Annotated in this window: 10 protein-coding genes; all 10 read left to right on the forward strand. The window is 43.2% G+C overall.

Annotated elements, in window-relative coordinates:
* Nucleotides 1-81 precede the first annotated feature (81 nt).
* Entirely contained in the window at nt 82-2244 is a 2163-nt protein-coding gene (locus K4H96_RS05350; protein WP_223336767.1) for an alpha-galactosidase, read from the forward strand.
* Nucleotides 2245-2256: 12 nt separating this feature from the next.
* Complete coding sequence (locus K4H96_RS05355; RefSeq protein WP_223336768.1) at nt 2257-3516, forward strand: extracellular solute-binding protein; 1260 nt, start codon at nt 2257-2259, stop codon at nt 3514-3516.
* Between the two features lie 13 nt (nt 3517-3529).
* Nucleotides 3530-4396 carry a carbohydrate ABC transporter permease gene (locus K4H96_RS05360; RefSeq protein WP_223336769.1) on the forward strand — a complete coding sequence of 289 codons (867 nt, stop codon included), beginning with the start codon at nt 3530-3532 and terminating at the stop codon, nt 4394-4396.
* 13 nt (nt 4397-4409) lie between these two features.
* The gene (locus K4H96_RS05365) at nt 4410-5243 is read left to right on the forward strand and encodes a carbohydrate ABC transporter permease (RefSeq protein WP_223336770.1); all 834 of its coding nucleotides are present in this window, start codon (nt 4410-4412) and stop codon (nt 5241-5243) included.
* 137 nt (nt 5244-5380) lie between these two features.
* Complete coding sequence (gene gtfA / locus K4H96_RS05370; RefSeq protein WP_223336771.1) at nt 5381-6826, forward strand: sucrose phosphorylase; 1446 nt, start codon at nt 5381-5383, stop codon at nt 6824-6826.
* A gap of 21 nt (nt 6827-6847) precedes the next feature.
* Nucleotides 6848-7984, forward strand: a complete 1137-nt coding sequence (locus K4H96_RS05375; RefSeq protein ID WP_223336772.1) for an ABC transporter ATP-binding protein — start codon at nt 6848-6850, stop codon at nt 7982-7984.
* A gap of 175 nt (nt 7985-8159) precedes the next feature.
* The gene (locus tag K4H96_RS05380; RefSeq protein WP_223336773.1) at nt 8160-9338 is read left to right on the forward strand and encodes a galactokinase; all 1179 of its coding nucleotides are present in this window, start codon (nt 8160-8162) and stop codon (nt 9336-9338) included.
* A gap of 219 nt (nt 9339-9557) precedes the next feature.
* On the forward strand, nt 9558-11039 hold the full coding sequence (gene galT, locus K4H96_RS05385; protein ID WP_223336774.1) for a UDP-glucose--hexose-1-phosphate uridylyltransferase: 1482 nt from the start codon (nt 9558-9560) through the stop codon (nt 11037-11039).
* 45 nt (nt 11040-11084) lie between these two features.
* A complete protein-coding gene (gene galE, locus K4H96_RS05390) occupies nt 11085-12086 on the forward strand; it encodes a UDP-glucose 4-epimerase GalE (protein ID WP_223336775.1) in 1002 nt (333 codons plus the stop codon).
* Between the two features lie 350 nt (nt 12087-12436).
* Nucleotides 12437-13027: a CDP-archaeol synthase gene (locus K4H96_RS05395; protein ID WP_223336776.1), complete on the forward strand. Its 591-nt coding sequence runs from the start codon at nt 12437-12439 to the stop codon at nt 13025-13027.
* Nucleotides 13028-13029 lie beyond the last annotated feature (2 nt).

The following is a 13029-nucleotide window of genomic DNA, read 5'->3' on the forward strand; positions in this document are numbered from 1 at the left end:
TTTACCATATTTCCCTAACATAATTCTATTTTAGGAAGCGATTTCATAAGGTAAAATATTAGTAAATATGGAGGTTCAGAAATGGCTATCAAAATAGACAAACATCTATTCTACATCAATACAAAAAATTCCAGTCTTATCATTGAGGAAAGGGATGGCTACCTTTTGCTTAAACACTTAGGCAGAAAAATCGAATCCTATCATTTTTCCAATACAGTATTTGAGCGAGATCATGCTTTTTCTGGTAATCCGAGATCGAATGAGCGAAGTTTTAGCTTAGATACCCAGCGGCAGGTTTTGGGTCAGCATGGTTTAGGAGACTTTCGGCAACCTTCTCTGCAAGTCCAACATGCTAATAATGAAGTAACAGATTTTCGGTTTGTTGAGAGTCAGCTGATTAAGGGAGGTTTGGAAGTTCCAGGATTGCCTAGCCCTCACAGTACAGAAGATGCAGAAACACTGGCCTTTATTTTAGAGGATACAGTAGCTCACTTACGCCTCACTCTTTATTACACAGCTTTTGAGGATAGCAATACCATTGCAACCTTTACTAAGCTGGAAAATATCGGTAGAGAGACAGCAGTCATACATAAGAACTTGAGCTTAATGGCAGATTTGCCGGCAGGTACTTATGATGTGATTAGTTTACAGGGAGCTTATGCTAGGGAAAAAACAGTTCGTCGTCACAAGCTAGAACAGGGAATTTTCAAAATAGCTTCCAACCGAGGAGCTTCTGGTCACGCGCAGACTCCAAGCCTTATCCTTTGTGATAGTGAAACGACGGAAGAGGCTGGTCAAGTTTGGGCAATTCAGCTCCTTTATAGCGGAAACTTTGAAGCTTCGATTCAGCAAAATCAGTTGAATGAAGTTCGGCTAGGTATCGGTATCAATGAAGATAACTTTGCTTGGAAACTGGAAGCGGGGCAGACTTTCTATAGTCCTGTTGCTCTGTTGAATTATTCGGCTCAAGGTTTGACTGGTCTTAGTCATGAGAGCCAAGCTTTTGTTCAAGAGCATATCATTCCTAAAGCTTTTGCGAAGCGAGAGCGGCCAATTCTAATCAATAACTGGGAAGCAACTTACTTTGATTTCAAAAAAGAGAAGTTGCTAGAGTTAGCAGATGAGGCACAGAAAGTTGGTATTGAGCTCTTTGTTCTCGATGATGGCTGGTTTGGCAACCGTTTTGATGACAATCGGGCTCTGGGTGACTGGTTTGTCAATGAAGATAAGCTAGGTGGCAGTTTGACAGAGCTCATAGCAGAAGTTCATAGCAGAGGATTGCAATTTGGTTTATGGGTTGAGCCAGAAATGATTTCCGTAGACAGTCAGCTTTATCGGGCACATCCAGACTGGGCTATTCAAGTGCCTGATCGGGACCATACCTACTCTCGCAATCAACTCGTATTGGATTATGCTAATCCAGATGTGGTAGCATATATCAAAGAAACACTAGATCAGCTGTTAAGTCAGCACGATATTGACTACATAAAATGGGATATGAATCGTAATATTACCAATCTTGGGAATGGCACTAACTATCTGGCGACCAAAATGCAGTCACATAAGTATATCTTGGGGCTTTATGAAATTGTAAAATATTTGACAGAGAAATATGAGAATATTCTCTTTGAGTCCTGCTCAGGTGGCGGTGGCCGAAATGACCTTGGTATGATGCGGTATTTCCCTCAAGTCTGGGCTAGTGACAATACCGATGCCATAGCTCGTTTGCCAATCCAATATGGGTCTTCTTATCTTTATCCGACTATTTCAATGGGTGCCCATGTGTCAGCAGTACCCAATCATCAGATGGGTCGGATTACTCCACTGGCAACACGTGGTCATGTGGCTATGATGGGAAATCTGGGGTATGAGCTTGATTTGACTAGTCTATCAGATGAAGAGAAAGCTGCGATTGCTGACCAGGTGAAGTTGTATAAAGAATTACGGCCAGTGGTCCAGCTAGGGTGTCAGTATAGGCTAATCAATCCAGATGTTGGCTCCAATGAAGCAGCAGTTCAATTTAACTATGAAGATCAAACGATTGTAACCTATGTCCGAGTCTTATCAGTTGTGGAAACAATAGAAACAACTTTGAAACTAAAAGCCTTAGAGGAAGAAGGACTTTATGAGCTGCAGGCAAATGGCGCAGTTTACTCAGGTGCAGAACTCATGTATGCTGGTATCACTATGAATCTTCCGCAAGGAGATTATCTTAGCAGACAGTTGCATTTTATTAAAAAATAAGGAGGCTAGACCATGAAATGGTATAAAAAGATGAGCTTAGCTGCTATTACAGGACTGTCCCTTTTGGGGCTGTCAGCTTGCAGCAGCCAAGGGGAGTCAACAGATGGTAAGGTAACGATTGAGTATTTCAATCAGAAGGGTGAAATGGTTGATACCCTTCGTGAGATTGCAAAAGACTTTGAAAAAGAAAATCCGAATGTGCATGTGAAAGTGGTGAATGTCCCTAACGCTGGGGAAGTACTCAAAACTCGAGTTCTGGCTGGAGATATTCCTGATGTTGTCAATATCTATCCCCAGTCTATTGAATTGCAAGAATGGGCTAAAGCTGGGTACTTTGAAGATTTATCTAATAAAGATTATCTCAAGCGAGTTAAGAATCATTACGCAGATAAATATGCGATAGATGGAAAGATTTACAATATCCCTTATACTGCTAATGCTTATGGTATCTATTACAACAAAGATAAATTTAAAGAACTGGGATTGAAAGTTCCAGAGACTTGGGAAGAATTTGAAGAATTAGTTGATACGATTATAGCAAAAGGGGAAACGCCTTTTGCCATTGCAGGAGCAGATACTTGGACCTTGAATGGTTATCATCAGTTAGCTCTTGCTACTTCTACGGGTGGCGGTAAGGAAGCGAATGATTACCTACGTTTTTCCAAGCCAAATGCCATCAAGTCTTCAGATTCAGTGCTTAAAGATGATTTCAGGTTGTTAGATTTATTCCGCAAAAAAGGTGCCATGCAAACCAACTGGCAGGGAGCAGGCTATACTGATGTTGTCGGTGCCTTCGCTAGAGGCGATGCCCTGATGACTCCAAATGGCTCTTGGGCTATCACAGCAATCAATGCGCAAGATCCTAAGTTTAATGTTGGAACGTTCCCTTTCCCTGGAAAGCAAAAAGGACAAAGCTTGACCATTGGAGCAGGAGACCTAGCTTGGTCTATCTCTTCAAGTAGTAAGCACAAGAAAGAAGCCAATGCTTTTGTTGAATATATGTCACGTCCAGAAGTTATGCAGAAATATTATGATGTGGACGGCTCACCAACAGCTATTGAAGGTGTCAAGGAAGCTGGGTCAGATGCACCGCTAGCCGGTCTTGCTGAACTAGCATTTACAGACCGACACCTCGTTTGGCTAGCTCAAGACTGGACCAGTGAAAGTGATTTTTATACCTTGACTGGAAATTATATTACAACTGGAGACAAAGAGGATATGGCGAAAGCACTAAATGCCTTCTTCAATCCGATGAAAGCAGACGTAGAGTAGGAGTAGATCCACTATGAAAAAATTGATTGAGAAATATTGGGGCTGGCTCTTTGTCCTTGTTCCCCTTGTACTACAGGCTGTATTCTTCTATGTGCCCATGTTTCAAGGTGCCTTCTACAGCCTGACAAACTGGACTGGTTTGACCTATAATTATAAGTTTGTTGGACTCAATAACTTTATGCTCCTCATGAGCGATCCTAAGTTTATGAACGCGATAGGCTTTACATTGATTATTACTATTTGTATGGTGGTTGGTGAGATTATGCTGGGGATCTGGATAGCCCGAGCTCTCAACTCGAAGATAAAGGGGAAAACTTTCTTCCGAGCTTGGTTTTTCTTCCCTGCTGTTCTATCTGGATTGACTGTGGCTCTTATCTTTAAGCAACTTTTCAACTACGGATTGCCAGCTTTAGGGAATTCCTTAGGAATTGAATTTCTTAAAACCAGCCTTCTAGGAACGAATGGCGGTGCAATCTTTGCAGCAATCTTCGTCTTGCTTTGGCAAGGGGTAGCCATGCCTATTATCATCTTCTTAGCTGGCCTTCAGTCTATCCCGACTGAGATTACAGAAGCAGCTCGAATTGATGGAGCTAGCAGCAAACAAATTTTTTGGAAGGTGGAACTTCCTTATCTCCTACCAAGTGTTTCCATGGTCTTTATATTGGCTCTAAAAGGCGGTTTGACAGCATTTGACCAGGTCTTTGCCATGACAGGCGGCGGTCCGAATAATGCGACCACCTCTCTAGGACTTCTGGTATACAACTATGCTTTTAAGAGCAATCAATTTGGTTATGCCAATGCCATTGCTGTTATCTTGTTTCTCTTGATTGCGATTATTTCTATTATCCAGTTGAGAGTATCTAAGAAATTTGAAATCTAAGAGGAGAAGCCCGATGAAAAATGCAGAAAGAAAAGCTAATTTTAGTAAATATATCTTTCTAACACTGGGATCTATTATCATTTTAATTCCACTCTTAGCAACGATATTCAGTTCCTTTAAGTCTACCAAAGACATTGTTAATAATTTTTTCGGATTTCCGACTCAACCGAACTTAGAGAATTTTCAACGCCTTTTGGCTGATGGTATCGGAGGCTACTATTGGAATTCAATTGTAATCACGGTTCTATCTTTGGCTGTTGTCATGATTTTTATTCCTATGGCTGCTTACTCTATCGCTCGTAATATGTCTAAGAAAAAAGCTTTTGGTATTATGTATACGCTTTTGATTTTAGGGATTTTCGTTCCTTTTCAAGTTATCATGATTCCTATTACAGTTATGATGAGTAAGCTAGGACTAGCCAACACTTGGGGATTAATTATCCTCTATCTGGCTTACGCTGTTCCACAGACTCTCTTTCTCTATGTAGGCTACATTAAGATTTCCATTCCAGACAGTCTGGATGAGGCAGCAGAAATTGACGGTGCTGGAAAGTTTACAACTTATTTCAAGATTATCTTTCCTATGATGAAACCCATGCATGCGACAACCATGATTATCAATGCCCTCTGGTTCTGGAATGATTTCATGCTTCCTCTCTTGGTACTCAATAAAGACTCCAAGATGTGGACTCTGCCACTCTTCCAATATAACTACACAGGTCAATACTTTAATGATTATGGACCGAGCTTTGCTTCTTATGTTGTTGGGATTATTACCATTACTATCGTCTATCTCATCTTCCAGCGCAACATTATTGCTGGAATGAGCAATGGGGCAGTGAAGTAAGCTCAAGATACAAAGCCCGTAAACTACTGAATTAGTAACGGCTGTAGAAGATTCATCTTTTTCGCACAGAGCTTAGGGCGTGTTCTATTAGGCGCATGGGAAAGAGTATATAAGACAAGATTTTAGAGGAGAAGACTATGGCTATTCAAAATAAGACCATGCTGATTACTTACTCAGACAGCCTGGGGGAGAATTTAAAAGATTTATATGACAATTTAGAAAAGCATTTTGGCGATGCTGTTGGAGGAGTGCATTTGCTTCCTTTCTTCCCATCAACTGGTGACCGGGGATTCGCCCCAGTAGACTATGAAGAGGTTGATTCAGCCTTTGGTGACTGGGAGGATGTAGAAAAGCTGGGCGAGAAATATTATCTCATGTTTGACTTTATGATCAACCACATCTCACGCCAGTCCAAGTATTATAAGGATTTTCAGGAAAAGAAGGATCAGAGTGAGTATCGTGACCTCTTTCTCAGCTGGGATAAGTTTTGGCCAGAAAATCGTCCGACGCAAGCTGATGTTGATTTAATTTATAAGCGTAAGGATCGGGCGCCTAAGCAGGAAATCGTCTTTGCAGATGGAAGCACTGAGTATCTGTGGAACACCTTTGGTGAAGAGCAGATTGATCTAGATGTTCGCAGTCAGGTAACTAATGATTTCATCAAGAAAACATTGCGTCAACTGTCAGAGCATGGCTGTGATCTGATTCGTTTAGATGCATTTGCCTATGCGGTCAAAAAGTTAGATACCAATGATTTCTTTGTTGAGCCAGAAATCTGGGATCTCTTAGAAAAAGTCCAGCAGCAAGTGGCTGAGTTTGGGACGGATATTTTACCAGAAATTCATGAGCATTATTCTATACAGTTCAAGATTGCAGAGCATGGCTACTTTGTCTATGATTTTGCGCTGCCGATGGTAACTCTTTATTCTCTATACAGTGGTAAAGCTGAGCGTCTAGTCAAGTGGCTTGAAATGAGTCCTATGAAGCAATTCACAACACTGGACACCCACGATGGTATTGGGGTTGTTGATGTTAAGGATATTCTGACTGATGAAGAAATTGACTTTGCAACCAATGAACTATATAAGGTTGGGGCTAATGTCAAGCGTAAGTATTCCTCAGCTGAGTACAATAATCTGGACATTTACCAGATTAACTCGACTTACTACTCAGCCTTGGGCGATGACGACAAGAAGTACTTCATTAGCCGTCTGATTCAGGCTTTTGCTCCAGGGATTCCACAGGTCTATTATGTTGGTTTCTTAGCTGGGAAAAATGACCTTGAACTGCTAGAAAACACTAAGGAAGGCCGCAATATCAACCGTCATTATTACAGTAATGAGGAGATTGCTGAAGAAATCAAGCGTCCAGTTGTGCAAGCCTTGCTCAAGCTTTTCAGTTACCGCAACCAGTCTGCTGCCTTTGATCTAGATGGCACTATTGAAGTGAATCTATTGGATGAAAACAGCCTCCGGATTGTCCGTAGCAATGCAGATAAGTCAGTCACTGCTCAAGTAGTTATCAACCTCAAAGAATTGACATATAGCGCTAGTGAAAATGGCCAAGCTATCACTTTTGAATAGAGATAAGAAAAGAGAAGAAGAATGGTAGAATTAAATCTGAAAAATATCTATAAAAAATATCCCAACAGCGACCACTATTCAGTGGAAGACTTCAATCTAGATATCAAGGACAAAGAATTTATCGTCTTTGTCGGTCCGTCCGGTTGTGGAAAATCAACTACTCTGCGTATGATTGCAGGTCTTGAAGACATCACTGAAGGAACTGCCTCTATTGACGGTACAGTGGTCAATGATGTAGCTCCAAAAGACCGCGACATCGCCATGGTCTTCCAGAACTATGCCCTTTATCCGCACATGACTGTCTACGACAACATGGCTTTTGGTCTCAAGCTGCGCAAGTACAGCAAGGAAGATATTGAAAAACGGGTCAATGAAGCAGCAGAAATTCTGGGCTTGAAGGAATTTTTGCAGCGTAAGCCAGCTGATTTATCTGGTGGTCAGCGTCAGCGGGTAGCAATGGGACGCGCTATCGTTCGGGATGCAAAGGTTTTCCTTATGGATGAGCCTTTGTCTAACTTGGATGCTAAGCTGCGTGTTTCTATGCGGGCGGAGATTGCCAAGATTCACCGTCGTATCGGGGCAACAACTATTTATGTTACCCACGACCAGACTGAAGCTATGACTCTGGCTGACCGGATTGTTATCATGTCAGCGACCAAGAATCCTGCTGGAACTGGAACGATTGGACGAGTGGAGCAGATTGGTACACCTCAAGAAGTCTATAACAACCCAGTTAATAAGTTCGTTGCCGGTTTCATCGGCAGCCCAGCTATGAACTTCTTTGAAGTGACACTGGAAGATGGCCGTCTTGTCGGACCAAACAGAGACTTCAGTCTCCAAGTCCCAGAGGGTAATCTTAAAGGGTTGCGGGAAAAGGGCTATGAGGGCAACAAGTTGATTTTTGGTATTCGTCCGGAAGATATCAACATGGAACCAGCTTTTCTGGAAACCTTCCCTGAGTCAGTTCTAACTGCGAAGATTTCTGTTTCTGAGTTGCTTGGAGCGGAGTCTCACCTCTACTGTGCGGTTGGTGGCAGTGAGTTTGTTGCCAAAGTTGATGCACGCGATCATATGAATACCGGAAGCAGTATTAAACTTGGCTTCGACCTAAACAAGGCGCATTACTTTGATGCTGAGACGGAAGACAATATTTTCTAATCTATTGCTCCTTATAAAATAATCCAGACAGATTACTGTTTGGATTTTTACAAAAAACTATCTATAAAATTAGTAAAATTTTACTAAATTTATTGAAGTTTTACTCAAAAATAGTTATAATAAAGATAAGAAAACGATTACAATGTCGAACAATCATTTTAAAGGAGTTTAGCTTATGTCAAATGTCATTTCAGTAGATCAAGTCCGCGCAGATTTTGCTAAGGTTTTTGGAGTAGAAGCGGATCACACTTTCTTTTCACCTGGTCGGATCAATCTGATTGGTGAGCATACGGACTATAACGGCGGCCATGTTTTTCCTGCTGCGATTTCTCTAGGAACTTATGGAGCGGCTCGCAAGCGGGACGATCAGCTCTTGAGATTCTTCTCAGGAAATTTTGAAGAAAAAGGGATTATTGAAGTGTCGCTGGAAAACCTGCACTTTGAGCCTGAGCATAACTGGACCAACTATCCAAAAGGAGTTCTGCATTTTCTGCAGGAGGCAGGTCATAAGATTGACCGAGGCATGGATGTCTATGTTTATGGAAATATTCCCAACGGATCGGGCTTGTCTTCTTCTGCATCTCTAGAGCTTTTGACGGGTGTCATTGCTGAGAAACTCTTTGATTTGCAGTTGGAACGTTTGGACCTAGTGAAAATCGGTAAATTAACTGAGAATGAATTTATCGGGGTTAATTCTGGCATTATGGACCAGTTTGCTATCGGAATGGGTGCTGACCAGCGAGCTATTTACCTAGATACCAATACTCTTGAGTATGATTTGGTGCCGCTTGATCTCAAAGATAATGTCGTAGTGATTATGAATACCAACAAGCGTCGTGAGTTGGCTGATTCTAAGTACAATGAGCGTCGGGCGGAGTGCGAAAAAGCTGTTGAAGAACTGAACCGTAAACTGTCTATCGCAACCTTGGGCGAGTTGGATGAGTGGTCCTTTGACGAGTATAGCTATCTGATAGAGGACGAAAATCGCCTCAAACGGGCTCGCCATGCTGTTTTAGAAAATCAACGGACTTTGCAAGCGCGGGCGGCTTTGCAGGCAGGCGATCTTGACAAATTCGGCCGCCTCATGAATGCGTCTCATGTTTCTTTAGAACATGACTATGAAGTGACTGGTCTAGAGCTGAACACCTTGGTCCATACGGCCTGGGAGCAAGAAGGCGTTCTGGGTGCTCGTATGACAGGGGCAGGTTTTGGTGGCTGTGCCATTGCTTTAGTTGCTAAGGATGCGGTGGAATCTTTCAAAGAAAATGTCGGTCGCAAGTATCAAGAAGTCGTCGGCTATGCCCCTAGCTTTTACATTGCAGAAGTTGCTGGCGGAAGCCGATTGCTGGACTAAATCAGAGAAAAGGAACTTGGGTCTGGGACAAAAGTCCTAGCCTCTCAATTGTCTTTGGATTGTCGAGCAAGACGCAGTGGTTGAGTGGGCTCTATTACGCTGATTTCATCAGCTTTTACAGCCCTACTCAACTGTGCGGAGGTGGGACGACGAAATCGAATTCTAACGAATTACCAATTTCTGTCCCACTCTCTTTACTAGCAAAAGAAAGGAAGATCTATGTCCAAGAAGTTACTGGATGCTTTTGTGTCAGCAGTGATTGACAATAGCACTTTTGAAGAAATGGACACCATCTATCTGAGCAATCGTGTCATGGCTTTAGTCGGAGAGACAGTTGCAGAGCAGGATACAGAAGCTGAGCAGCTAATTGATCTGAAGGATGACTTGGTAGCTGTGGCTGTCAAGAATGGGAAGATTGGTGATACTCTGGCTGAGCAGGATATACTAGGAGCAGAGCTCATGGACTTAATCACGCCAGCCCCTAGCCAGCTCAATCGGGACTTCTGGACGACCTATGCCTCAAGTCCCGAGCAAGCTGTAGCTGATTTTTACCAGCTTAGTCAAAAGAATGACTACATCAAGGTCAAGGCCATTGCTAAAAACATTGCTTTCAAAGCACCTACCACTTATGGAGATTTGGAAATCACCATCAATCTCTCTAAGCCAGAAAAGGATCCCAAGGAGATTGCGGCAGCTAAAAAGGCCAAGAATAGTAATTATCCAGCCTGCCAGCTCTGTATGGAAAATGAAGGATATCAAGGCCGCTTGGACCACCCAGCTCGCGCCAATCATCGGATTATCCGCTTTGACTTGGCTGGACAGGGGTGGGGTTTTCAGTATTCGCCCTATGCCTATTTTAATGAGCATTGCATCTTTCTGCACAGCCAGCACCTTCCCATGGCTATCAGTCGGCTGACCTTTGAGCGCTTGTTGGACATCGTTGAGACCTTTCCAGGCTATTTCGCAGGATCCAACGCCGACCTGCCTATTGTCGGTGGCTCCATCCTGACCCACGACCACTATCAGGGTGGACGGCATACTTTTCCTATGGAAATAGCAGAGCTGGATTGCAGCTTTACTTTTAGCGGATTTGAAGAGGTAGAGGCGGGCATTGTCAAGTGGCCCATGTCCGTCATTCGGCTGAGATCTGAGAAGAAGGAACAGTTAATCAAGTTGGCTGACAAGATCTTGCAAGCTTGGCGGACTTATTCTGACCCAAGTGTGCAGATTTTGGCTGAGTCTGAGGGTGAGCCCCACCATACCATCACACCGATTGCCCGCAGGAAAGATGGATGTTTTGAGCTAGACTTGGTTTTGCGGGACAATCAAACTTCCTCAGAACATCCAGACGGCATTTACCACCCTCATAAGGATGTGCAGCATATTAAGAAAGAAAATATCGGCCTGATTGAGGTTATGGGGCTGGCTATTCTGCCGCCTCGGCTCAAGGAAGAACTCAAGCAGGTGGAATTGTTTCTGCTAGGAGAAGACTGTCAGGTTGCTGCCTATCATCAGAAGTGGGCCAATCAACTCAAAGACCAGAATCCAGATGTTACCGCTGAGACGGTGGAAGGAGTAGTTCAGGCATCGGTTGGACAAATTTTCAGCCGAGTACTGGAAGATGCGGGAGTTTACAAGCGAACTGAGGAAGGCCAGGAGGCTTTCATGCGCTTCGTCCAATTCGTCGGCATCCAGCTCTAGGAAATGTGTTATAATGAAACTAGTGTAACAGGGAAAGGAAGTTTTATGGCAATTTTAGTATTAGGAGGAGCTGGCTACATCGGCTCGCACATGGTAGACCGTTTGGTGGCAGCAGGTAAGGAAGAAGTAGTCGTCGTTGATAATTTAGTGACTGGCCATAGGGCAGCCGTACATCCTCAAGCTGTCTTTTATGAGGGCGATTTAGCTGATAAGGATTTTATGCGTAGTGTATTTGCCAATAATCCATCTATTGATGCAGTCATTCACTTTGCTGCCTTTTCACTGGTCGCAGAGTCCATGTTAGATCCGCTCAAGTATTTTGACAATAACACAGCCGGTATGGTTTCACTTTTGGAGGTCATGCAGGAATGCGGCGTTAAAAACATCGTCTTTTCTTCGACTGCGGCGACTTATGGCATTCCTGAGGAAGTGCCGATTCTGGAAACGACTCCTCAAAAGCCGATTAATCCTTATGGTGAGAGCAAGCTTATGATGGAGACTATTATGCGCTGGGCAGACCAGGCCTACGGCATCAAGTTTGTAGCCCTGCGTTATTTCAATGTGGCCGGTGCCAAGCCCGACGGCTCAATCGGCGAGGACCACGGACCTGAAACCCATCTCCTGCCCATTGTGCTTCAAGTGGCTCAGGGCAAACGTGAGAAGATTGCTGTTTTTGGTGATGATTACGATACTCCGGACGGGACCAATGTACGCGATTATGTCCATCCTTTCGACTTGGCTGACGCCCATATTCTGGCTGTCGAGCACCTGCGAGCCGGACATCCTTCAGATGCCTTTAACCTTGGCTCTTCGACTGGTTTTTCCAACCTGCAGATTGTAGAAGCAGCCCGCAAGGTGACCGGCCATCCTATTCCTTTGGAAATAGCAGAGCGGCGCCCAGGCGATCCGGATACGCTGATTGCTTCCTCTGAGAAAGCAAGAAATGTTCTGGGTTGGCAGCCGAAATTCGACAATATTGAAACCATTATCGAAACCGCTTGGAAATGGCATTCAAGTCATCCAAATGGCTATGATGATAGAGAGTAAACTGACAAACCAGCTAGAAAAGCTGGTTTTTTACTTTGAATCATAAAGAGCACTTCTTTACAATTTTTTAAAAGCCTTTTATAATAAAAGGAAGATTGATTGACATATTATCTATAATCTTGTTTAGTTGTTACTAACTCTTAGTATGTCTTAAAAAATCAGGCAGTTACAAATGCGACGGGAAGCAACATTTTAGAATAACGAATTTTTGTACCACAATCAGATGTGACAGTTGTTGACAGTTTGTTGTGTAAGGGCTTTAGAGACTTATGATATAATGAAGTCATAAAAGTTTGAGAAGTCTCTTAATCTTTTCAAGCAGATTTTCATAAAGAGAATAGGAAATAAGTATGCATTCGATTCTTGCCTTGTATGTCACTTTGATGCCGGTCATTCTGGCTGGGATTCTGAATATGATTTTTTGCAAGTCTTCACTGCTAGAGGCGGCTTATCGACCAATGGATGCTGGGTTGATTTTAAAGGATGGGAAGAGGCTTTTTGGAGCTAACAAGACCTGGAAAGGTTTCTTGGGCATGATTATCTGGGGAGCTTTGGCGCAGATTCTTTGGGGATTGCTCTTGAAGAGTATTCCTACCCTAGAGAAGCTGCACTTGGTTTATGCCTTATACGAAAATACCGTGCTCTTTAATCTGGTGCTTGGGGCTCTTTTGGGGCTGGCTTATGTTTTGTTTGAGCTACCCAATAGCTTTATCAAGCGCCGTTTGGAAATCAGAGAGGGCAAGACGGCGGAGAATGGCTGGAAATGGACCTTTATCTGGATAGACCAGATTGATTCCTTGATTGGCTGTATTATTTTCTTGCTTTTCTATATCCCTCTGTCTTGGCAGCAGATGCTGGGCATACTTATTCTCGGGGCGGGCACGCATCTAGGAGTCAATCGTCTGCTCTACTGGGCTAAGCTTAGAAAAAATCGTATGTGAGA

The sequence above is a fragment of the Streptococcus sanguinis genome, assembly GCF_020729765.1.
In the GTDB taxonomy this organism is placed as follows: Bacteria; Bacillota; Bacilli; order Lactobacillales; family Streptococcaceae; genus Streptococcus; species Streptococcus sanguinis_Q.